Consider the following 22,331-nt stretch of genomic DNA (forward strand, 5'->3'; position numbering starts at 1 on the left):
CGCTCGCCGTGCCCACTGAGTGAGCTGGTCACGGTCGGCGTCGGTCAGGGTCACTGCAGGAGCCACGGGGTCCGGCATGAACCTAAGACTACCCAGCTAGCAAAGAAATAACGACTCACGACACTAGTGTCGCGCCGGTAGCCGAGTAGCTCCGGGTCAGGGCTACCGCCGCCCGCGGATGGTCTGGACGCGGCGGGCGAAGACGGCCGGCCCCGGCCCCAGCGGCGCCGTGCACGTCGTGCGCGCAAGGGGAGGTGGCGGCCGGAGCGGGCGACCCTTGCGGCGGCGCGCGCGTGTGTCGGCATCCGCCCGCGGGCCCGCGTGCAGGTCGTACAGGTCAGTCGCTGGCAGGAAGCGGCCTGGCCTCCTTGAGGACGAGCGGGACGTCATCGGCGGCCAGCGTTCCCGCACCCGCCCGCGTCACGAGCATCTCCAGCGACCCACCGCTTCCAGTCGTGTAGCGCTTCCCGAGCTGGTTGCCGCCGTCGTGACCGGGGACCGGCCCCGTGGCCTGCACCGGGGTATCGACGGAGACGAGTTCCTTGCCGCCGCACGTGAGGGAAAGGGGCTCCGCCGGAGCCCGCACGATGACGACCTCGGTCTGGCAGACCTGGCTACGCAGACGGGTACCGGGCTTGATCACAGTCATCTCAGGGTCTCCGTTGTGCTCGTGTCTCGGGCCGCACGCGCGAGACGACGGCCAATCACCGGCAGGCTTTCGTGCCCGACCACTCCCCATGGACCTGTTGCCACCCCGTCCGCGACCGGAGCGCACACCGGCAGGCCCGTGGGTGGGGAGCGACGCGGGCGCGACGGATCAGGTTGTCGCAGTGGCAACGACGACCAGGGTGGTGGCGGCCGGGCGTGGCAGTCCGCGCCACGACGGCTGCACGAGTGGACTCGCTCCCGCGGCCCGGCCCGCCCGGTGCACGTCGCCGTCACCGGCGACAACCGCTCGCGCGTAGGCCCCGCCGCGCTCGCGGAGAGTCTGCAGATCGATGGGCACGACTCAGACTGTCGCTGAGAGACGCCGTGAGTGCAAGACATTCCGAACAAGGTCACTTATCTTGTTACCCAGGTAGATAGGTACGCGCGGTTCGCCCATGCCCGCGGGCCGGACGACCCACTCGAGCCGCAGTCTCTGGCGCGACGCACTAGTTCAGCATCGGCGTTTCGGCGACGACGCCGAGTTCGCGGAGTTCGCGCACTTCGTCGTCGCCGAGCCCGAGGAGCTCGCGCAGTACGAAGTCGTTGTCCTCTCCGAACAGAGGTGCCGGCTCCGCCGCGTTGCCCGGTGTCTCCGACAGCCGTACCGAGACCCTCGGATAGGGATGGCGGCCGACGACTGCGCGGTCCAGCTCGACGAAGCCCTCGGTTGCCGTCACCTGGGGGTCCTCGAGGAGATCCGCCGCATTGTTCACCGCGGCCGCGACGACGCCTGCACGCTGCAGGATCTCCATCGCATCGCGACGATCGTGCTGCCTCGTCCACTCCGATGTCAGGTCGTCGATCCTGCCGCGGTTCTCCTGCCTGCCCTGGGCGGTCCGGAGCGCGGGGTCGGCGAGCAGTTCCGGCCGGCCTGTCGCGCCGCAGAACTTGATCCACTCGTCGTCGGTGGCCACCGAGATGACCACCCACCGATCATCGCCCTGGCACGGGTAGCAGCCGTTGGGTGCGAATCGGCTGTCACCCGTACTGGAGCGGGCCGGTATCTCACCGGTGAGCTGGTACTCCATCAAGCCGTGACCGATCAGCGGAATCAGCCCTTCGTGCTGCCCCACCTCGATCCGTTGGCCTTCGCCGGTCAGCTCGCGGTGGTAGAGAGCGAACGCGAGCGCCGTCGCCCCGTTGAGTCCACCGAGAGGATCGGCCACGAACGGGGTCTGGAGGATCGGCGCGTCGTCGTAGCCACACAGCGCGGGAAGCCCGGACATCGCCTCGGTGGTGGATGCATAGCCGATGTAGTGAGCCCAGGGGCCCGAACTGCCGACCGCCGGGAGTGACATCATGATGATGCCCGGATTGATCTCGGCCAGCCGCTCGTGGTCGAGTCCCCACTTCTTCATCACCCGCGGCGAGAACGACTCGACGACCACGTCGCTCACCGCGACGAGGCGCTCGAAGATCTCGCGTCCCTGCGGCGAGGACATGTCGAGGGTGACGCCGAGCTTGTTCCGGTTGACGCCGCAGAAGAGGGCACTCCGCTCCCAGACCTTCGCATCGGCATCGCGCATGTCCGGCGGAGGTTTCGAAGCGCTGCCCCGCCGCCACCAGTCGAGTCGGCCCGGACCTTCGATCTTGATCACCTGAGCGCCGAAGTCGGCGAACAGCATCGTGGACAGGGGGCCTGCCCATCCCATGGTGAGATCGACTATCCGCAGGCCTTCGAAGATCATCGAGACCACCCGTTCGTCACGAGAGAGTCCTGGTCCTGCCCCAGCAGCGGAGCCGGGCCGGGGATCCGCCACCGAGCCTTCTGCAGGCGGAAGGGCGGCCCTGGGTGTTGCAGGGGGCCCGCCATCGGATGCGCGACCCGCTGCCACCAGTCGCGGGCACGAAGCTGGCGCGAATCCAGCAGGTCCGCAACGGTCGCCACGGGGGCCACCGCGACATGCCTTGCCTGGCAGGCCTCCACCACATCGGCGACAGCCAGGGTCGACAGCTTCTCCCGCACCCGCGCTTCGAGAGCGTCGGCATTCGCGAGGCGCAACTGTGGAGTGGCGAAGGGACCCGTGGCGAGTTCGGGCGCACCGATCACATCGCAGAAGGCGTCCCAGGCGCTGTTGACATTGACGGTGAGGGCGATCCATCCGTCGCGGCACGGCTGCAACGAGGATGCGACCCCCGAGATGCGCGACCCGTGTCGTTGCCGCAGTGGCACGCCGAACGAGTGGGACGTCGTCTCGTAGAAGTCGACCGAGATCGCAGCGTCGAGCGCCGATACGCCGACACGCTGCCCGCGTCCGGATCGTCGAGCGTGGTAGAGCGCGATCGTCGTCCCGAAGGCGGCATAGAGGGCTGCGATGTAGAACGGGTAGTCGCGCCCCGGATACACGGGAGGCTCGTCCGGTCTACCCATGGCCGCGATCCAGCCGGAGGCGGCGTAGATCGCGAAGTCGTTCGCCCGGAAATCGCGATACGGCCCGTCGTCGCCGAACCCGCTGAGACTGACCAGGACCAGCGCCGGATTCTGGCTGCGCAACGACTCGTAGTCGATGCCGGCCGCCGCCAGGAGTCCGTCGTCTATGACGACGTCTGCCGAGGCGGCCATCCGCCGCAGCGCCTCCAGGTCGGTGTCGCACGTCGAATCGATCACGCAGCTGCGCTTTCCCGCGTTCAGGTGGAGGAACAACCCGCTGCGTTCCGGATCGGGCGTCTCCCCGGGGAAGGGCCCGGCACGCCGCGTGGGGTCGCCCTCCGGAGGCTCCACCTTGAGGACGTCGCCGCCATGATCGGCGAGCAGCTTCCCGCAGTACTGACCAGCGACCCACGAGGCGGTCTCGAGGACCCGCAGGCCCGCCATGACGCTCATGCAGACGGGACCAGCGGGCGGCGATCGGACTCTTCCTGCAGGACGGGGCTGCGTGCCATGAGGCCCTCCTTCTCTCGTGCGAGAGTCGTCGGCGGATCGAACTGAGCCCGACTCTAGGTAAGTAAAGTACACTTGGTCAACGTGGCTAATCCGTCGCCAGGCGGCCCCTGATCACGAGCGGACCGACGCGCCCGCACGATGCAGGCCTCTGCCCGGCAGGCAGCTTCCGCCGGGCCCGCGAGAAGGAGCGGGCCGAGGCGTGTCGCTCGGCACGGGCTCCGGGCTCACTGTCGGTGGGGACGGCAACTCACGCGCAGATGACCGCCTGTTCGCTGTCGCGGTCGCGAGCGCCCTTCGGGAAAGAGTGGTCCAGATGTTCAACAAGGTGCTCGTCGCCAATCGCGGTGAGATCGCTGTGCGGATCTTTCGTGCCCTCAAGGAGATGTCGATCAGCTCCGTCGCGGTCCATGCCCGCGACGACACCGGGTCGCTGCACACCCGCATGGCCGACGAGTCGCACGAGATGTCGCAGTCGATCGGTTCGGCCGCCTACCTGGACATCGACGCCGTCCTGGATCTCGCACAGCAGGTCGGCGCCGACGCGATCCACCCGGGGTACGGATTTCTGGCCGAGAACGCCACCTTCGCCGGCCGGTGCGCCGACCTGGGCATCACCTTCATCGGGCCGCCGGCCGATGCGATCGCGCGGATGGCGCGCAAGACCCAGGCGCGCAAGATCATGAACGAGGCAGGAGTACCTGTCATCCCCGGCACCCTCCATCCGATCACCGGTGCGGCCGAGGCGGCCGCCGCCGCCCGGAGCATCGGGTTCCCGGTCGCGGTGAAGGCCGCGGCCGGCGGTGGCGGAAAGGGCTTCCGCGTCGCGCGGGACGTGACGGAGCTGCCCTCCGCTCTGGCCGGCGCGGCTGATGAGGGGAGGAGGTTCTTCGGCGACGAGTCCGTCTATCTCGAGCGGTACTTCGAGGACCCACGCCATGTCGAGGTCCAGATCCTCGCCGACGAGTTCGGGGATGTCGTACATCTCGGTGAACGCGACTGCAGCGTCCAGCGACGCCACCAGAAGCTGATCGAAGAGGCGCCGGGACCGGTCGTCGACCCGTCCCTGCGCGCGATGATGGGGGAGGTCGCGGTCGAGGCGGCCCGAGCCGTGGGCTACCGGGGAGCGGGAACGGTCGAGGGGTTGCTCCACGACGGCAGGTACTACTTCATGGAGATGAACACCCGGATCCAGGTCGAGCACGGTGTCACGGAGGCGGTCACCGGAATCGACATCGTGAAGGAGGGGATCCGGATCGCGGCGGGGGAGCCGTTGAGCTTCCGCCAGGACGATGTGGAGTTCCGCGGGCACGCCATCGAGTGCCGCATCAACGCCGAGGACGCCGCGCGGAACTTCCTGCCGGCTCCCGGCCGCATCGAGACCTACCGTGCGCCGTCCGGGCCGGGCGTCCGCGTCGACTCCGGCGTCGAGGCGGGCAGCGAGGTGTTGCCGAGCTACGACTCGATGATCGCGAAACTGATCGTCTGGGACCGCACCCGGCACGACGCGACCCTGCGGATGATCCGTGCACTGGACGAGTTCTCGATCACCGGTGTTCGGACGCTCATTCCGTTCCACCGGGCACTCCTGCATACGAAGCAGTGGGAATCGGGAGAGACGTGTCGCGGCCTGATCGGTGACAAGGCATGGCTCAGGGCCACGCAGGTCACGCCCGGCGGCGGATCACCGGTCGTCGACGGCGGTGGCCGGGACGGGTGACCCACCCGGTCCCGGTGTCCCTCGGAGGGAGCGGCCCGCGCGGCCGGCCGCCTGCGATCCGACAGTCGACCGAACCTGCGGCCTGCTCTCGGGCCGCCATCGTGAGACTTGGAAAACCGAGATCACCTGCTTATTGTGGTTATATATCTGAGGGTTGCGCGGAGACTCGTCCGGGACCCGATGTGTTGGAGGTGGGCACGATGAGCGTCGGTCGGCGATCACACAAGCCGCTTCGCCGGTTCGCCGGTGTGCCGGGTCGGGACCGCCGTGCTCTCGACCGGTGAGGCCGCTCCCGCCGTCCCGCCTCCGACTGCACACGAGCGGGTCGTTGCGCTGTTCGACGCGCATACCCGTCCGGTCGAGTACGGACGGCATGCGAACGCCGCGACCGCCGACGTCCTCGCCCCGGGGGATGGCGTGGTCGTGGCCTTGGGCGTCGTCCACGGCCGGCCGACAATGGCCATCAGCTACGACGGCTCGGCTGCCGGCGGTACCCACGGCGCGACGGCCCATGCCAAGATCGAGCGGGGCCTGCGACTCGCCCAGCACGCCGGGGCAGCCGTCGTACTCTTCTCCGAAGGCGGTGGTTTCCGACCGTCCGAGCCGCCGTACTACGCAGAACGTCGGGATCTCGTCCACGAACTGGCCCTGCTCTCCGGACGGGTGCCTCTCGTCGGTGTCGCCGTCGCGTCGGTGTGGGACATCCGCGCCCTGGAGCTCGGCGTCACGGACATGATCGTCGGAGTCCACGGCGCGTCGGTGGCACTGGACGAACCCGGCCCCGGTTCCGACGCGCCGCACGTCGCCGATGTCGGAGCCCTCGAACGCGAGGGCGCCGTCAACGTCGGGGTCGGCTCGGTGGCCGAGGCGATCGCCGTGGTCCGGAAGTACCTCGACTACTTCGCGACACCGAGGAGACCGCTGCAGCAGGCGGAGGACCCGCAGGTGGCCGAGGAGCTGGCTCGCCTGATACCGGACAACCCGCGGCGTGCCGTGGACGGCCGGCGCCTGACCGACCTGGTCGCGGACCCCGATTCGGTGCTGCGCCTGAGCGAGCGGTTCGGCGGGTCCGTGCAGACGTCACTGGCGCGGGTGGGAGGACGCGCGCTCGGGCTGGTCGCGAGTCACTCCATGGTGAAAGCTGGCGCGCTGGACAGCGACGCCTCGGACAAGCTGGCGCGGTTCATCAGACTCTGCGACAGCTTCCAGCTGCCGATGGTGTACCTGACCGACGTACCCGGGATCCTGGCCGGTCCGGCGGCGGAGCACTCCGCGATCAACCGGCATTCGGCGCGTCCGTACTTCGCGCAGGTGCATGCGCGTATCTCCCAGCTGACCGTCGCGGTCCGCCGCGCCTACGGGCAAGGGATGGTGATCATGGGACTGGGTCAGCACAGCCCGGGGCAGACGTTGACGTTGGTGTGGCCCTCGGCGGAGTTCGGCGGCATGGGACTGGCCGGAGCGGCAGCCATCACCGCGAACTCCACCACCTCCGCCCAGGCCACGGGTGGTCGCAGCGAACAGGTGCTGTACCAGGACCTGGTGTCCCACGGTTCGGCACTCCCGGTGGCCCAGCGGTTCCGCGCCGACGACGTGATCGAGCCGGGCGACACCCGCGCGCGGCTCCTGGCGGCGGTCGAACTGCTCCCCGTGGCCGACGCGTCGCGCCGGTCACACATCCCGCTGGATCCCTGGTGACGCGCGGTTCGGGGCGGCCGGGTGAAGGTTCGTCGATGTCGATCGACGAGCTCGCCGCCTGCACTGCTGACGTACTCGACCCCCAGCGGCCGGATGCGGTGGCGAAGCAGCATGCGAAGGGACGGCTGACGGCGCGGGAGCGGGTGACGCTCCTCCTCGACGAGAACGCCGAGTTCATCGAGTCCGGCGCCCTCGTCGAGCCCGCCAATCCCGCGCTCCACGGACCGGCCGACGCCGTCGTCGTCGGCCTCGGACACGTGCACGGCCGCACCTCGGTCGTCATCTCCTACGACTACACGGTCCTCGGCGGAACGCAGGGCATCAACAGCCACGCCAAGACCAGTCGTGCCGTCCTGCTGGCCGATCGCCACGACGCACCTGTGTTCCTCCTGTCGGAGGGTGGGGGTGCGCGAGCACAGGAGATGAGCTGGGCCCGACTGAGCAAGTCCTCGGGTGACTTCGAGGGCCTGGCTCGCCTCTCGGGGAGGGTCCCGCTGGTCGGCCTCGCCCTCGGCCGGGCGTTCGCCGGTCACGCGATCCTGCTCGGCGAATGCGACGTCATCATCGCCACCGAGGGGTCCGCGATCGGCGTGGCGGGACCACCGCTCGTCAAGGCGGCCACGGGTCTGGAGTACACGCCGGAAGAGATAGGGGGCGTGCACATCCACGAGGCGGCCGGCGCCGCGGAACGGATCGTCCGCACCGACGCCGATGCCATCGGCGAGGCCCGGGCGTACGGCTCGTACGTCATCCGGCCGGTGGTGCCCTACGTGGAAGGTCGGGCGTCGGTGGGTGCCGACCTGCGTCGGGTGGCGGAGCAAGCCGGCCCCCGGCCGATGCGCCTGATCATGGAGAACCTCGCGGACGAGGGAAGCCTGTTCGAGCTCCGACCGACATGGGCGCCGAACGTGATCACGAGTCTGGCGCGTCTCGACGGGCGTGCGATCGGGATCATCGCCACGGATCCACGCGTCGACGGGGGTGGTCTGACAGCCGACGGATGCGACAAGACCGCGCGCTTCATGGCGCTGTGCAACGCGTTCGGACTGCCGCTGTTGACGTTGGTCGACAGCACGGGGCCCGTGCCGGTAGGCCGAGCCGCCGGTACGGCGCTGTTCCGCCACGCTGCGCGCATCGCCTCCGCCACGTCGCGCATCCGCGTGCCGTCGATGACGGTGATCGTCGGACAGGTCGGTGGCGTGGCGCAGGTCCTCTTCGGCGGGTTCGGTCGCTTTCTCGGCGGGCCCATCCAGGTCATGTGGCCGTCTGCTCGCGTCGTGGGCCTGGGAGCGACGGGTGACCGCAGCTCACCTTTGGCGGTCGCGCGCACCTTCGGCACCGACGACGTGATCGATCCCGCGCGCACCCGGAATCTCGCAACGGCGTTCCTGACCCGCGGATCGGTCCTCCCCCCCACGCAAGAACTCAGCCCCATCGACCCCTGGTAGGCGGCCCTCCATGCGCATCGCAGATCGACGGACGGACAGCGCGGCGTCGGACGACGACCGGCAGGAAGGCGCGGGGCCCGGAGCGCTCGAGGGCCTGAAGGTGCTTGATCTCACCAGGTTCTGGGCCGGCCCCGCACTGACCGAGGTCCTGGGGAACATGGGGGCCGACGTCATCAAGATCGAAGCAATCCAGGCGCCGGACTGGTGGCGGGCAGGCGGCGCCCGCCTGACCGTCACGGGCGACGATCGAACACCGGGCTATGAGATCTCGCCCCTGTACAACGCCGTGAACCGGAACAAGTTCGGCGTGACCCTGGACCTCACCCGCGACGCCGGCAGGGACGTCTTCCGTCGCATGGTGGCCGAGGCCGATGTGGTGGTGGAGAACTACACGCCCCGGGTCATGGAGAGGTTCGGGCTCGACTACGCGAACCTGGCCGCGATCAACCCACGGATGACGATGATCAGTCTCCCGGCGTACGGGATGACGGGGCCGTGGCGCGACTTCGTCGGCTTCGCCTACCCGACCGAACAGAGTGCGGGCTTCCCCCCTCTCACGGGCTACCCCGACGACGGCCCGTCCCTGTGGGGCTGCGCCGGCGCCGACTGCATCGCCGGCATGATCGGCCTCGTCGGATTGATGGCCGCGTTGTGTTGGACCCAGCGCAGCGGCAGTGGCCAGCACATCGACCTGTCCCAGATGGAAGCGATCTCCACGTTCCTCGGAGCACCCATGATCGACTACGGGTGGAACGGTCGTACCTGGGCGCGGATCGGGAACGCAGATACCCTCATGGCGCCGCAGGGGTGCTATCCGGCGGTCGGGTCGGACAGGTGGGTCGTGGTGTCGGTGGGCACCGACGAGGAATGGCAGGCGCTGTGCCGACTCCTCGACCGGAACGACTGGGCGGAACGCACCGATCTCGCGGACTACCACGGCAGGTTCGAGGCGCAGCTGGAGTTGGATGCCGGCATCGGGGCCTGGACGAGTGGGCGGACCGACCACGAAGCGGCCCAGCAGTTGCAGGCGGCCGGCGTCGCGGCTGCCCCGGTGCTGAGCGGTGTCGACTTCCTGACCGATCCGCACCTCGCCGCCCGGAGCTTCATCACCTACGTCGACCGCGTCCACGTCGGCCGCCAGGCGCACACCGAGATGTGGGCCAAGTTCTCGCGCACGCCTGCATCGATCCGCATGCCGGCGCCGACGCTCGGCGAACACAACGAGCGCATCCTGCGCGAGCTCGCGGGAGTCGATGCCGCAGAGCTGGAAGCCCTGCGTGCGGAGCAGATCATCGGCAGCGTCCCGACCGTGCTCGGCTGATCCCCCCGGAGAACCCACCCATGACGAACCAAGCCCTGTCCGGCGTCGCGGTCCTCGATCTCACCACCGGCATCGACGGCCCGTTCGCCACGAAGATGCTCGGTGACCTCGGTGCTCGCATCATCAAGGTCGAGCCGCTCGCGGGGGACCCGAGCCGCGCATGGGGCCCGTTCCCCGATGATGAGCCGGACCCGGAACGAAGTGCGCACTTCTTGTATCTCAATGCCAACAAGGAGAGCATCACACTCGACATCACGCGCCCCGCCGGCCAGCGGGTGCTCCGCGCGTTGTGCGCCTCCGTGCACATCGTGATCGAGAACTTCGCGCCCGGGCGAATGGCCTCCTGGGGGCTGGGCTACGCGGAACTGGCCGCGATCAATCCCGGCCTGGTGGTCACGTCGGTCACGCCCTTCGGGCAGTTCGGACCGTATGCCCACTGGAAGGGGCCGGACATCGTCCGCCAGGCCATCGGCGGCTGGATGGTGCAAGGGGGGCGGCCCGATCGCGAGCCGCTGAAGTCGGGCGCCAACCTGTCCCTCTACATCACCGGTGCCTGTGCGGCGGGGGCCACGCTGATCGCCCACCATCACGCCGCCGCCACGGGAGTGGGTCAGCACGTCGACGTGTCCGCCATGGAGGTCATGATCACGTGCTCGGGCCAGGAGGTATACCGAGCCAGCCAGGGCGGTCCGACGGCTGTGTGGAAACGGACCGGACACCTGCAACTCCCGTCGATGATCGTGCCGTGCCGAGACGGTTCTGTGGGAATCAACCTGCTCTTCGACCGCGACTGGAAGACGTTCTGCGCGTGGACGGGGATGGAGGACGTGCTGCAGGACCCGGAGTTCGACAGCATCGGCAAGCTCCGGGTGTCGCGTCGGACCGGTGAGCTGAACGAACGCATCGTTCGGTGGACCCTGCAGCACGACCGTCGATGGCTCGTCGAGGAGGGCCAGCGTCGTCGGCTGGCCATCGCGGACATCCCCGAGATTCCGGACCTGTTCGAGTCACCCCAGCACATCGCCCGAGGTTTCCTGGCCCACGTCGAGCACCCGGAGGCGGGCTCCTACGTCCAGCCCGGCGCGCCCTTCATCATGAGCAAGACCCCGTGGCGGATCACCCGGCCGGCCCCGCTGCTCGGTTCCGCCAACGAGCTGTGGGCGCTCACGTAGTTCGGTTCTGGCGCACGTTGTGCGGCCGGATGTTCGGCGCTTCTCCCATTCCAGAATCTGCCGGAACCGGCCGGGTGATCAGGTCTGGGTGGCACGACCCCGGACGTGGGAGCTGGCTTGATCGGCACGACGGCGTTGGCGGAGAAGTGGCTCGGCCGGCCCGATCAGGCCGCCGTGCGGCAGCAGATCCGGACGGAACCTGATCTGGCCGCGCACGCCGTCACTGCCCGGGTGGGCTCACCGCCTCGACCGGCTCGGCAGCTTCAGCCGCCTCACCCTGGCCCGGCGCGTGTTCGGGCGCGCCCGCGTGGACGGCGGGATCGCTCGGATCCGCTCCGGGCCGGTCGGCTGGGGCTACCGGCTCGGCCGCGACGACGACCAACTGCGGCCGATGGTGTCCCCGGCGCAGCACAGGCCGCCGCCGAGGGCGCGGGTCGCCCACGACATCGCACCGCCCATGGATATCGGCGAGATCGCCGGTTGCCCGCCGGCCTCGCGCCGTTTCGCCGTGGCGCCGATCAGCCGTCCCGCCCGGCCTGCACGCGCAGCGACGGCACGGAAATTTCTCTGTCCGACGCGGCAGCGCCTCCGGAAGGGCGCGGAGGTGGCAGTCAGGCGATGACGGCGATGAGATCGCCTTCGGCGACCGATGCTCCCACCTCGGTGCACAGTCGGGCGATCGATCCTGATGCCGGCGCCTCGACGGGAATCTCCATCTTCATCGACTCCAGCACGACCACCATGTCCCCGGCTGAGACCTGCTGCCCGGCTTCCACCGCGACCTCGAACACTATCGCCGCGATCTCTGAGCGCACCTCGATCATGCTGTCGTCCCCTTGTCGGTCTGCTCGGATGCGGCAGGATCGCGCTGCACCCACTCGTCCTAAAACAGTATCCTGATTGGCGGGGTTGTTTCAAGATCGGCCGATCGAGCCCACCTCGGTCGGCCTGACCGGGCGCTCATCAGCGAGTGTCCGACGTGCGTTCGGCTCCTCGGAGCGGGACCGGGGAACTCTGATCAGTCGACCGAATCGTGGTCCGGTCCGTCGTGAAGCGCCGTGGCCTGCGGTGGATCGGGGCCGCACGATGCGGTACCGGCCGCGGCCGGTGTCACAACGACCGGACGGCCCCACCGTCGATGAGGTAGTGCTGGCCGGTGATGAACCCGGCGCGAGCCGAGCACAGGAAGGTGGCCAGGGCGGCGACGTCCTCCGGCCGCCCGAGTCGTCTCACCGGGATGTCCTGGGAGACCGTTGCGTCGAGCGCATCCCAGTCCTCGGCCAGCGATGGGTTGATCTTCCGCATCGACTCTCGCATCCGCTCGGTGCGGATGGCTCCTACGCCGAGCGTGTTCACGGTGATTCCTGATGGGCCGAGTTCGAGGGCAATCGACTTCTGGAACCCCAGGAGTGCCGGGCGGAACGTGTGGGAGAGGAGAAGCGGTGTCGCGGGGTTCCACTCCTTGGCGAGGATCGTTCCGACGTTGAGCAGTCGGCCCCACCGCGCTGCGCGCATGTCGTCGACGACTGCCCTGGTCAGGTTCACCGGGTGCATCAGCAGCACGTTGTAGTTGTCGTCGAAGTCTGCGTCGGTGCACTCGTCCAAGAGGTAGCGATGAGGCGGCGGCGTCACGTTCGACACCGCGATCTCGATCCGCCCGAACGTGGCGCGGGTGACCGACACCGCTCGCTCGACGCCCTGTGGGGTCGAAAGGTCGGCATCGATCCCGACAGCGCGGCCGCCGGCGGCGACGATACCGGCGACCACGGCATCGACGCCGTCCTTGTTACGCGCGACGACGCCGACGTTCACGCCCTCCGCCGCCAAGGCCTCGGCGATCGCGCGTCCGATGCCCTTCGACGAGCCGCAGACGACGGCCGTTCGTCCGTGCATCCCCAGTTCCATGGCAACTCCGATTCCTAGTGCGTGGACCCGGGGGCGGGCTCATGCGTGAGACACCACCCGGTGGGGGGTCACCGCAGCCGCCACTCCGCCCGCTTGCCGCTCTCGAACGTGCGCTGGCCGGCTGCCCAGTCGTCGAGGCTGGCCATGCCGATGAACTGGGGGGACAGCTGCAGTGCGACAGACTTCGGGAGCTCGCGCGCCGCCCAGATGGCCCGCAGCGTCCCTTGCACCGCGCCGGGCGCGTAGCCGGCGATCGTGCTGGCGACGTGCCAGGCCGCCTCGTGCAGGCGATCGGCGGGCACGACCTCCGAGACCAGGCCGATCTGGTGGGCGCGCCCGGCGGAGAGGCGCTCTCGGCTGCCCATCAGCTGCATGCGCAGGACCTCGCCGAGAGGCATGCGCTGCAGCATGTGCACGGACTCGTATCCGGCGACCATGCCGAAGGTGACATGCGGGTCGAAGAAGGTGGCGTGCTCCGCGGCGATGATGATGTCGGACTCGCCGAGCATGTAGAAGGCCCCGCCGCAGGCGATCCCGTTGACCGCGGTGATCACGGGCTTCCAGGCGCCCATCGACTTGGGGCAGACGTTCAGCTCCAGGGTCGACTCGGCCCCCGGTGCCCCGGGGACGACGCCTCCGCGCAGATGAGCCTTGGACGGGTCGTCGACCCTGGTGCTGCGTCGTGCGCTGACCTCGCCCATGTCCGATCGATCGGCTCCGACGCAGAAGGCGCGGTCGCCCGCCGCGGTCAGCAGTACGGCGTGGATGTCGTCGTTGAAGTGGACCTCGTCCCACGCCGTCTTGAGCTCGAGTTGCATCTGCGTGTTGATGGCGTTGAGGGCTTCGGGCCGGTTGAGGGTGATCGTCGCCACGTGCTCGGCGACCTCGAAGGTGATCGTGTCGAAGCTGGTCATGCGGTCCTCCGGTGGAGACGATGCGCGGTCAACGGTCGGATGTCGTCGCGACGTCCCTCGGGGCGGGGCGGTCACCTTCCCGCCACTCCGCGGCAGGGGAGAGAGGTACCGGCCGCCAGGTGTGCGTCGGACGATCCTTCGGCTGCCTGGTCCGCAGCCGTGACCCCGCGGAGTGCGCGCGCGCAGCGGCGGCCGGCCGCCGCTCTGCACGGATCTCGAGCAACCTCCCCCCGAATCATGGCTATTGTTTGACAAGCTATATAACCAGGCTAACACTCTGACGAAAGTGTATCAGCCTAACCTGATCCGTCCCTGCCTGGCGACGGGCCGGCTGTGCAGTGCCATGCGTCCATCAGCAGCAACGAGGAGCGACGGTGCCCGATCCCGACTTCGGCAAGATCACCGATGAGAAGGTCGCCGCGCTTCGGCGACGGCCCGGCATCGATCTGGATCCGGACAACTTCCTGCCGGTCGATCCCGCGGAGGCAGCCGACTGGCGTCCGGAGTACTGGGGCTTCAACCACGAGGTCACGCCGGACGGCATTCGGCACTTCGTCAACGGCTACGGCGACGACAACCCGCTGTACTGCGACGAGGAGTACGCGTCCGCGACGCGGTGGGAGGGTCTGATCGCGCCTCCGACGTTCGTCTGGCCGATGTTCACCATGCAGGACGACATTCGGCTGGGGGGCGGGGACGAGCCGCCCCGCCGGCTCAAGCCGGAGTTCGCCGCCGAGATGGAGGGCGACCCGATCCGGGGAACCGGTGCACTCCAATCCGAGCTGCAGTACGAGTTCTACCGACCACAGCGGATCGGCGACCGACTCTTCGCCAAGCGGTCGCTCGTCGGCGTCGCGGACAAGCGGAGTTCCTGGGGCGGTCGGGCGGTCCACTCGACCTTCGGCGTGGTGAGCTGGAACCAGGCCAACGAGATCGTGCACCTGCAGCGCGGCACGTGGATTCGGGCCGAGCGCAAGCACGTCGACCAGGAAGCCACACCGGACGGGAACGGCCAGCGCGCGATCCAGCCCGCGCCCGAGCCGTACACCGACGAGTACCTCGCGAGGATCGACGCCGCGTACGACGCAGAGCGGCGGCGCGGGGCCGAACCGCTCTACTGGGAGGACGTCCAGGAGGGCGAGGACCTCCCGGCCATCGTCAAGGGTCCGCTCCGTCTGACCGATGTCATCCTCTGGCACGCCGGGTTCGGACAGTCGTTCCCCACGCACGCGTTCGGACTGGCTCGGCGCAAACGTCGCGAGTCGCCCGGCCTCTACACGAAGAACACCCTGAACGTGTGGGACATCGTGCAGCGGATGCACTGGGATCCCGACTGGGCCCGCAAGGTCGGTGGAGCGGCCTGCTACGACTACGGCGCGCTCCGGGAGACGTGGCTGGCTCAGCTGCTGAACAACTGGTCCGGTGACGACAGCTGGCTGTGGAAGCTGCACGTGCAGCACCGGAAGTTCAACTACATCGGGGACACGACCTGGCTGCGCGGCACCGTGGTGCGCAAGGACCGGCGGGGCTCCCACCGCGAGGTCACCCTCGAGATCCGGTGCAAGAACCAGCGTGGACTCGTGACGTCCTCGGGCACGGCCGTCGTCCTCCTGCCCTCGCGTGAGGAGGGCGCCTTCCAGCTGCCCGCGCCCCCCGCGACCTCACCGCTCGACGTGCTGCGCGGCGAGGTGGAACGTCTCGCCCGGTCGACGGACGAGGTGAGCTGACGGTGCCGTCCGCGTCGCCGGTGTTCGCGGCGAGGTCCGCGCGTACCGGGGACCGGGCTCGATCGCACCGTGATGACAGCGACGCCGTCGCGTCCGTCGCTGCAGTACCGGCGCCTGGTGGATGCCAGGTGCCGACGGGAGGAGCCATCGGTGTGCGCCGGGCTCCGACCGACACAGGATCCGAGTTGCTTGTGGGAGTGGCCGTATGACATCGCCCGGTTCGAGGATCCCTGCGCAGTCGGCCGACGAGGACGAATCCGGGTCCGTGGCTGCCCAAGCGTTCCGTGAGGGGATGCGCGCGCTGTTCGCCGCGCGTGGTGAGGAACGGGCCGTCCAGTTCGACGGTGTCTGGTGGTCGTGGCGCGATCTGGCGATCCTGGGCGTCCGACTGGGGGAGCAGCTGGCCGACGCGCCGGCCGGACCGGTAGCGCTCGTGCTGCGCAACCGTCCGTCCGGCATCGGTGCCCTGCTCGGGCTGCTCGACCTGGGGAGAACCACGTTCCTGATCTCGCCCGTCCAGCCTCCGGCTGCAATGTCGGCCGACGTCGCGCGGTGTGGCGTCGTGGCGGTCCTCGCCGACGCCGACGACTGGTCGCCGGAGCTGGCGGCAGTGTCGTGGGGGGTCGAGCTGGGCTCGGCGGATGGCGCGCTCACCGCGACCCGTCGACCGGGCGACCGGGCGAAGGCGGCGCTCCCGGGCGTCACGGGGCCCAGGGGCGCCGCAATCGTCATCCCGACCAGCGGGACGACGGGCCCCCCCAAGCGGATCCCGCTGGCGTGGGGCGATCTGCCGGTACCGCGCGTACGACCGGCGGGCGCCGTCGTGATCAACGCCCTTTCCAGCGTGACGATAACCGGCTTGTCGGTCGTACTGCGGTCCCTGTGCGGGGGGCGGCCCCTGGCACTGCTCGAGCGACTGGACATTCCCGGCTGGGTCGCACTGGTGCGGGAGCACCGACCGACCTACATCGGGCTACCGCCGGCCGCGATGCGGATGCTGCTCGCCTCGGACATCGACCCGTCGGATCTGTCCAGCATCCAGGCGTGGCCCACCGGCTCGGCGCCGGTCCCGGCGTCGCTCCAGGAGGAGTTCGAGGCCCGCTTCGGCATCGCGGTCCTGCACAACTACGGCGCAACGGAGTTCGGCGGGACCGTTTCCGGCTGGACGCCGGAAGAGCACCGCGAGTGGGCGCACCGGAAACGGGGAAGCGTCGGTCGTGCCCGACCCGGTATCGCGCTGCGCATCGTCGACCAGGAGAGCGGCGCAGTGATGGCGGTGGACGAGGTCGGCCTGCTCGAGGTCCGGTCGCCGTCCGCACCGCAGCGGACGAACGAGTGGATCCGGACCAACGACCTGGCGCGGATGGACGTGGACGGATTCCTCTACATCCAGGGCCGCATCGACGACGTCATCGTCCGAGGAGGATTCAAGGTGCAGCTCAGCGAGGTCGAGGAAATCCTCGCGGCCCACCCGGCGGTGAGTGCCGCCGCGGCCGTCGGCCTCCCCGAGACCAGGCTCGGGCAGGTACCTGCCGCGGCAGTGACACTGGTGGCGAGTGCCGATGCGCCGTCCGAACAGGAGCTCAAGGACTGGGTCCGTGGCCAGGCGGCGCCGTACAAGGTGCCCGTGTTGGTCCAGGTGGTCGACGCGTTGCCGCAGACGCACTCCTACAAGGTGAACCGCCCGGCGCTCCGGGAGTTGCTCGAGCCGCTGTTGGTCGCCGGGCCGCGCGCGTCGGCCGCGCCGCCGGAGCAGCCCAGCGCCGTCGGAGGCGAGACGGGCTGAGCACTGCCGATACGGGGTGCGGCACGCAGGCGGGTGGCCTCGCGTTCCGCGGCTCGCGGCGCAGGCAGCGTGTGGACGGCGAGGCAGGCGGCGGAGGCCGTCACGTGGATCGGAGGTCGGATGCGCATCGGGATGCCGTTGTCGTACAGCAGTAGCTTCATGGAAGCCGCCTCGGTGCTGGTGGAGTACGAATCCGTCGGACTCGACCTGGTCGTGGTGGCCGAGGTCTACACCTTCGATGCGGTCAGCCAGCTCGGCTTCCTGGCCGCGCGGACCACGACCCTCGAGATCGCTTCCGGCATCCTGAACGTCTTCTCGCGTACGCCGGCGCTGCTGGCCATGACTGCGGCCGGCCTGGATCACGTGTCGCAGGGCCGATTCATGCTCGGCATCGGGGCGTCGGGTCCGCAGGTCGTCGAGGGCTTCCACGGGGTGCCCTACAAGGAGCCGGTGGCCCGAACGCGGGAAGTGGTCGAGATCTGCCGCATGGCGTGGCGGCAGGTGCCGCTGGAGTTCCACGGCCGGCACTTCCAGCTGCCGCTCGAGCCCGACCGCGGCGGCAGTGGGATGGGCAAGCCGTTGAAGATGATCAATAAGCCGGTACGACCGCGGGTGCCCATGATGTTGGCGGCACTGGGCCCCAAGAACGTCGCCTTGGCCGCGGAGCTGTTCGAGGCGTGGGAGCCGGTCTTCTACTATCCCGAGGGGAGCAAGGCGGCCTTCGGGGAAGCGCTCGCCGCGGGGACGAGCAGGCGCGATCCGGGGCTGGGGCCGCTCCAGGTCATCGCCGACACGCACGCCTTGATCACCGACGATCCGCAGGCCGAGGAGCGCGCGCTGCGACGGATCCGTGACTTTCTCGCTCTCTACGTCGGTGGCATGGGCGCGAAGGGCAGGAACTTCTACTTCGACCTGGCCGGCCGTTACGGCTTCGCGAGGCAGGCCGAGGTCGTTCAGGGCCTCTACCTGTCGGGCCGCAAGGCCGAGGCCGCCGCAGCTCTGCCCGACGAGTTCGTGCGCGGCGTCAGTCTCATCGGCCCTCGGGCCCGCGTGGCCGAGCGGGTCGCGGCCTTCGCCGAATCCGGAGTGTCGACGCTGAACGTGACGCCTCTGGGCGAGGATCACCGGACGCGGCTGCAGACGATCGCCTCGCTCAAGGAACTCGCGTGAACGGCCCCGCGGGCCGCGGCGGTGGGTACGTCGTGCCTGGAGGCGGCTTTGGTTCGGTGCACAGATGACGGGAGATTGATGTGGACTTTTCGTTGACCGACGGTGAGCGCGCTTACCGCAGGAAGGTCCGCGACCTCGTCCAGGAGGTCAGCGGCGAGCAGATGCGGGAGTACTGGGCCGAACAGCAGGCGGTCGGCGGGGACCGGATCTTCCCGTGGGCGCCCTCGGCGCACAAGCTCCTCGCGGAGCGGGGTCTCGTGGGCATCGACTGGCCGGCGCCGTGGGGGAGGGGAGCGACCTCTTCCGAGAACTACATCCTCTCCGAGGAGCTGGTGGGCTCGGGTTTCCCGTCCTCCCCGGTCACCTCCTCGCACGCCAACGTGCGGGCCATCATCCGCAACGGCACGCCCGAGGTGGTCGAGGAGCACGTGCCGAAGGCCCTGTCCGGGGACCGGCGGTATGCCGACGGGCTCAGCGAGCCGGAAGCGGGCAGCGATCTGTTCGCGTTGCGCACCACGGCGGTGCGCGACGGGGACGAGTACGTCGTCACCGGGTCGAAGCTGTGGACGTCCTACGCCCACGAGGCGGAGTACGTCAGCGCCCTGGTCCGCACCGATCCGGAGTCGACGCGGCATCGGGGTCTGAGCATGCTACTGATCCCGCTCGACGCTGCCGGCGTCGACATCCAGCCGGTGTGGGTGATCGGCGGGTGGAGGGTGAATCAGTGCTTCTTCGACGCGGTTCGGGTCCCGGTGTCGAACCGGCTGGGGCCGGAGAACGAGGGCGCGGCGATCCTGTCGGCCGGGCTGGCCGACGAGCGGAGTCTGAGCTTCGGCGGCACGGACTCGCGGCTGCTGCTCGCCCGCCTGCTGCACCGTTTCGCCGGCGCCGCCGACGACCTGGACGACAGCGACCTGGAAGCGATCGGCCGGTTCGCGACTCGGCTGGAGGTCGAGCGGATGCTCAACATCTCGGCGAACGCGAAGGGTGCCCGCGGTGCGGAGAACGCGGCGGCGGCGGGCTCCATGGGCAAGCTCTACGGCTCCGAGCTCGCTCAGGAGTTCGCTCAGTGGCTCAACGAACTGCTCCCCGAGTCGATCTTTCGCACGGAGTGGGGCGTGTCCGTCGACGACCAGTTGGCCGCGGACGCCGAGTGGTTCGTGCGTGGCACGGTCACCATGACCATCGCCGGCGGCACGTCCGAGATCCAGCGCAACACCATCGCCCAGCGTGGGCTGGGCCTGCCGAGGGGTGCCTGACATGTTCGATGAGCGCTGGAGCGACGAGACGCGCGAGGTTTCGAGCGCGCTGCGGTCGCTGCTGGAGGGGACCTGCGACGAGTCGGCGGTCCGGGCTGCCGAATCGTCAGCGGACGGGCGGTCACGTGAGGTCGAGCAGCACCTGCGCGAGTTCGGTCTCCACGACCTGCCCGCCGAGCCCGAGCTCCTGGCCGCCGTCTCCGTGGAGCTCGGCCGCAGCCTGGCACCGGTTCCGTGGGTGGAGCTCACCGCCGTCCGCATCCTTCTCGACGTCGAGGACGCGGTCTACGCGCTGGAGAGCGACCCCCCCGCGGGGCCCGGTTCGGCTGTCGTCGCGACAGCGTCCGGCATCGGGCTGGTCGCCAACCAGGGGGAGCGGGAACGGACCGCAGCCGGTGACTTCCTCGTGCGCGTCGACCGCGGCCTTGCCGAGCAGCGGTGGGGTGAGGAGGACGCGCAGAAGCTCCGGGCCCTGACGCACATGCTCGCCGCTGCCCGCGTCTCGGGTGCGGCCTCGAAGCTGGTCGAGATCGGCGTGACGTACGCGAAGGAACGACAGGCCTTCGGTCGCTCGATCGGCTCCTACCAGGCGGTCGCCCACAAGCTGGCCGATGCGGCGACCGCGGCGGAAGGGCTGGAGCTCATCGTGAAGAAGACGGCGTGGCTCGCGGCGCGCGATGGCGCCAACGGCGTGCCGCAGCCGATCTTCGGTCTCATGACGTGGTCGCATGCGGTCGAGGTCGGGCGGCTGGTCGCGCGCAACGTGCACCAGTGCATGGCCGGCTTCGGCGCGACGTTGGAGAGCCCCGCCCAGTTGTACTCACGGCGGCTCCGCAGCTGGGCGCTGCGCCTGGGCCGCCCTGGCGACGCCCACCGCGAGATCGCTCGCGTCCTCCTGACCCCGCAACGGCGCGATGCCGTCGAGGGGCTCTGGCACGAGGAGCGTGGGGTCACCGTCCCGCGCTGGGCACGCGAGCTCGACGTCACGGTCTGAGCCTCGGGCCCCGGGGGCCGACGTGCAGGGCCAGGGGCTGCGGTCGGTAGTGGACCCTTGATGTCACCAACATTACCTGGTAATCTAAGGCATACTTTGCAACGTGTGTTGGTTCGACCACGTCCGAGGCCGACAGAGTCGGGCGGCGCCACAGGGTCTGGCCGTGCGCGTCCGCGGACGAGTCCGGTCCGAGCTGTCGTAGGAGGAACCAGATGGCCGCTCCGGGATCGCCGGCCCCGTGCACAACGATCTGGAGCAGCACGTGACCGGCGGGAGCGCGCTCGCCACGGCGGCCTGGAAGACCGCCCCCGCCCTTGCAGGAAGCGCATCGCTGCCGTAACGGTGTGCCCATCGTCGTGCCGGTCACCGAGTACACGTCCGAAACCGATGCGATCCGCACCGCTGACGAGACGCTCCAGTTCGAGGCTGGCGTATGGGCCGACCAGCATGTGCTCGCCACGCCCGCAGAGCCGTTCGGCGGCCACACCCCCGCGGGCCACCTCCCCCGATCGTGCAGACCACTCCGACCGACACCGGCGGGCTGTCGGACAGGCTTCCCGTCAGCGGTGCCGGGCCGGAGGTGTGCCGGGCACAGGTCCGAGAGGTGCGACGGGACTCGGAGGGACAGGCACCAGCACAGCGCGGAGGGGCACGGAGGTCGATCGGTGGGCGTCCGAAGTCGACGCGGGACGACCGTGGATCGGATGCAATGTGGAAGGGCAGGGAACCGATGGACCTCAAGCTCGGGGGCAAGGTCGCCGTGGTGTCCGGAGCCAGCCGTGGGCTGGGCTATGCCATCGCCCATGCGCTCGGGCGTGAGGGGGCGCGGGTCGTCATTTCGAGCCGCGACCCCGTCCAGCTGGCGTCCGCGGTGGACAAGCTCGAGGCTGACGGTGTCGAGGCACGCGGCGTGGCCGGCGACATGAGCGTGGACGCCGACGTGCAGACATTCGTGCAGGCCGCGCGCGACACCTACGGGCCGGTCGACATCGCTGTGTCGAACGTGCTGCCTCCGCACAAGATCGGATTCGATGCCTGTTCGAACGAGGACTTCATCGCGGCCCACCAGACGATGATGATGAGCGTGATCTACCTGGCCCGCGCGGTCATCCCGGCCATGAAGGAACGGGGCTGGGGGCGACTGATCAACATCAACTCGCACTGTTCGCGAGAGCCGCACCTCGACCCGTCGCTACCCCTGTCGAACGTGACCCGCACTTCCGTCGCCTCGCTCATCAAGACCATCTCCTACGAGCTCGCGCCGTTCGGGATCACCGCGAACTCCCTCGCCGTCGGTGCCTTCTCGACCGAGCGCTCGAAATGGTTCCTGGCGGAGATGGGGATCACCGACGAGGCCGAGTTCGCCACGACCACGAAGCGCATCCCGGTGCAGCGCTTCGGTCGGCCGGAAGAGCTGGGTGCGCTCGCCGCCTTCCTCGCATCCGAGTGGTCCGACTTCATCACCGGGGAGAGCATCCGCATCGACGGCGGGATGTCTCACGCCCTGTTCTGAGACGGCTCACGTCCCAGGACGGGCCATGGTCGATCACGCCACTCCGCCGGTGCGCGTCGTCGTCTCCCGAGGGCCGCGGCCGCTGTGCGTCGTCGACGCACCGGTGAACAACAGG

At 69.4% G+C, this 22,331-nt stretch carries 17 protein-coding genes; 11 read left to right on the top strand and 6 right to left on the bottom strand.

Going from position 1 to position 22,331, the window contains the following annotated elements; genetic code table 11:
* Positions 1-337: 337 nt before the first annotated feature.
* From AB7F12_RS12795 to AB7F12_RS12805, 3 genes are all read right to left on the bottom strand, one after another.
* Positions 338-649 (bottom strand): hypothetical protein, encoded by a 312-nt coding sequence (locus AB7F12_RS12795; protein WP_428502497.1) that lies wholly within the window; start codon positions 647-649, stop codon positions 338-340.
* A 505-nt stretch (positions 650-1,154) separates the two neighbouring features.
* Entirely contained in the window at positions 1,155-2,396 is a 1,242-nt protein-coding gene (locus AB7F12_RS12800) for a CaiB/BaiF CoA transferase family protein (RefSeq protein ID WP_428502496.1), read from the bottom strand.
* Entirely contained in the window at positions 2,393-3,532 is a 1,140-nt protein-coding gene (locus AB7F12_RS12805) for a CaiB/BaiF CoA transferase family protein (RefSeq protein ID WP_428502495.1), read from the bottom strand. Before AB7F12_RS12805 ends, AB7F12_RS12800 begins: the two co-directional genes overlap by 4 nt.
* A gap of 373 nt (positions 3,533-3,905) precedes the next feature.
* On the opposite strand from AB7F12_RS12805, the gene AB7F12_RS12810 reads away from it, so the two are divergent.
* The 5 genes from AB7F12_RS12810 to AB7F12_RS12830 all read left to right on the top strand — a co-directional run bounded on the left by AB7F12_RS12810 (position 3,906) and on the right by AB7F12_RS12830 (position 10,948).
* On the top strand, positions 3,906-5,309 hold the full coding sequence (locus AB7F12_RS12810; RefSeq protein WP_428502494.1) for an acetyl-CoA carboxylase biotin carboxylase subunit: 1,404 nt from the start codon (positions 3,906-3,908) through the stop codon (positions 5,307-5,309).
* Positions 5,310-5,576: 267 nt separating this feature from the next.
* Positions 5,577-7,007: a carboxyl transferase domain-containing protein gene (locus AB7F12_RS12815; protein ID WP_428517934.1), complete on the top strand. Its 1,431-nt coding sequence runs from the start codon at positions 5,577-5,579 to the stop codon at positions 7,005-7,007.
* A 35-nt stretch (positions 7,008-7,042) separates the two neighbouring features.
* Entirely contained in the window at positions 7,043-8,455 is a 1,413-nt protein-coding gene (locus tag AB7F12_RS12820) for a carboxyl transferase domain-containing protein (RefSeq protein WP_428517036.1), read from the top strand.
* Positions 8,456-8,465: 10 nt separating this feature from the next.
* Entirely contained in the window at positions 8,466-9,776 is a 1,311-nt protein-coding gene (locus tag AB7F12_RS12825) for a CaiB/BaiF CoA transferase family protein (protein ID WP_428499445.1), read from the top strand.
* A 20-nt stretch (positions 9,777-9,796) separates the two neighbouring features.
* Complete coding sequence (locus tag AB7F12_RS12830) at positions 9,797-10,948, top strand: CaiB/BaiF CoA transferase family protein (RefSeq protein ID WP_428499446.1); 1,152 nt, start codon at positions 9,797-9,799, stop codon at positions 10,946-10,948.
* Positions 10,949-11,559: 611 nt separating this feature from the next.
* Here AB7F12_RS12830 and AB7F12_RS12835 read toward each other — a convergent pair.
* The 3 genes from AB7F12_RS12835 to AB7F12_RS12845 form a co-directional block, all read right to left on the bottom strand.
* Positions 11,560-11,772 (bottom strand): biotin/lipoyl-binding carrier protein, encoded by a 213-nt coding sequence (locus AB7F12_RS12835; RefSeq protein WP_098959359.1) that lies wholly within the window; start codon positions 11,770-11,772, stop codon positions 11,560-11,562.
* Positions 11,773-12,058: 286 nt separating this feature from the next.
* Positions 12,059-12,853, bottom strand: coding sequence for an SDR family oxidoreductase (locus tag AB7F12_RS12840; protein ID WP_428499447.1), 795 nt, complete (start codon positions 12,851-12,853; stop codon positions 12,059-12,061).
* Positions 12,854-12,921: 68 nt separating this feature from the next.
* Entirely contained in the window at positions 12,922-13,767 is an 846-nt protein-coding gene (locus AB7F12_RS12845; RefSeq protein ID WP_428499448.1) for an enoyl-CoA hydratase/isomerase family protein, read from the bottom strand.
* A gap of 374 nt (positions 13,768-14,141) precedes the next feature.
* Between AB7F12_RS12845 and AB7F12_RS12850 the strand changes: the two genes are divergently transcribed.
* From AB7F12_RS12850 to AB7F12_RS12875, 6 genes are all read left to right on the top strand, one after another.
* A complete protein-coding gene (locus AB7F12_RS12850; RefSeq protein ID WP_428499449.1) occupies positions 14,142-15,494 on the top strand; it encodes an FAS1-like dehydratase domain-containing protein in 1,353 nt (450 codons plus the stop codon).
* 265 nt (positions 15,495-15,759) lie between these two features.
* Positions 15,760-17,280, top strand: a complete 1,521-nt coding sequence (locus tag AB7F12_RS12855) for a class I adenylate-forming enzyme family protein (protein ID WP_428499450.1) — start codon at positions 15,760-15,762, stop codon at positions 17,278-17,280.
* Between the two features lie 120 nt (positions 17,281-17,400).
* On the top strand, positions 17,401-18,450 hold the full coding sequence (locus AB7F12_RS12860; protein ID WP_428499451.1) for an LLM class F420-dependent oxidoreductase: 1,050 nt from the start codon (positions 17,401-17,403) through the stop codon (positions 18,448-18,450).
* A gap of 92 nt (positions 18,451-18,542) precedes the next feature.
* The gene (locus AB7F12_RS12865) at positions 18,543-19,709 is read left to right on the top strand and encodes an acyl-CoA dehydrogenase family protein (protein WP_428499452.1); all 1,167 of its coding nucleotides are present in this window, start codon (positions 18,543-18,545) and stop codon (positions 19,707-19,709) included.
* A 1-nt stretch (position 19,710) separates the two neighbouring features.
* On the top strand, positions 19,711-20,703 hold the full coding sequence (locus AB7F12_RS12870; RefSeq protein ID WP_428499453.1) for an acyl-CoA dehydrogenase family protein: 993 nt from the start codon (positions 19,711-19,713) through the stop codon (positions 20,701-20,703).
* A gap of 730 nt (positions 20,704-21,433) precedes the next feature.
* Positions 21,434-22,216: an SDR family oxidoreductase gene (locus AB7F12_RS12875; protein ID WP_428499454.1), complete on the top strand. Its 783-nt coding sequence runs from the start codon at positions 21,434-21,436 to the stop codon at positions 22,214-22,216.
* The last annotated feature ends 115 nt before the right edge of the window (positions 22,217-22,331 follow it).

It is taken from the genome of Pseudonocardia sp., assembly GCF_050250275.1.
Lineage (GTDB): Bacteria > Actinomycetota > Actinomycetes > Mycobacteriales > Pseudonocardiaceae > Pseudonocardia.

What these genes read in the sequence shown, in the direction of transcription:
- AB7F12_RS12805 (WP_428502495.1), bottom strand. Translation starts at nt 3,532, where the DNA reads ATGAGCGTCATGGCGGGCCTGCGGGTCCTCGAGACCGCCTCGTGGGTC.
- AB7F12_RS12845 (WP_428499448.1), bottom strand. Translation starts at nt 13,767, where the DNA reads ATGACCAGCTTCGACACGATCACCTTCGAGGTCGCCGAGCACGTGGCG.
- AB7F12_RS12830 (WP_428499446.1), top strand. Translation starts at nt 9,797, where the DNA reads ATGACGAACCAAGCCCTGTCCGGCGTCGCGGTCCTCGATCTCACCACC.
- AB7F12_RS12810 (WP_428502494.1), top strand. Translation starts at nt 3,906, where the DNA reads ATGTTCAACAAGGTGCTCGTCGCCAATCGCGGTGAGATCGCTGTGCGG.
- AB7F12_RS12800 (WP_428502496.1), bottom strand. Translation starts at nt 2,396, where the DNA reads ATGATCTTCGAAGGCCTGCGGATAGTCGATCTCACCATGGGATGGGCA.
- AB7F12_RS12860 (WP_428499451.1), top strand. Translation starts at nt 17,401, where the DNA reads ATGCGCATCGGGATGCCGTTGTCGTACAGCAGTAGCTTCATGGAAGCC.
- AB7F12_RS12825 (WP_428499445.1), top strand. Translation starts at nt 8,466, where the DNA reads ATGCGCATCGCAGATCGACGGACGGACAGCGCGGCGTCGGACGACGAC.
- AB7F12_RS12820 (WP_428517036.1), top strand. Translation starts at nt 7,043, where the DNA reads ATGTCGATCGACGAGCTCGCCGCCTGCACTGCTGACGTACTCGACCCC.
- AB7F12_RS12875 (WP_428499454.1), top strand. Translation starts at nt 21,434, where the DNA reads ATGGACCTCAAGCTCGGGGGCAAGGTCGCCGTGGTGTCCGGAGCCAGC.
- AB7F12_RS12835 (WP_098959359.1), bottom strand. Translation starts at nt 11,772, where the DNA reads ATGATCGAGGTGCGCTCAGAGATCGCGGCGATAGTGTTCGAGGTCGCG.
- AB7F12_RS12870 (WP_428499453.1), top strand. Translation starts at nt 19,711, where the DNA reads ATGTTCGATGAGCGCTGGAGCGACGAGACGCGCGAGGTTTCGAGCGCG.
- AB7F12_RS12795 (WP_428502497.1), bottom strand. Translation starts at nt 649, where the DNA reads ATGACTGTGATCAAGCCCGGTACCCGTCTGCGTAGCCAGGTCTGCCAG.
- AB7F12_RS12840 (WP_428499447.1), bottom strand. Translation starts at nt 12,853, where the DNA reads ATGGAACTGGGGATGCACGGACGAACGGCCGTCGTCTGCGGCTCGTCG.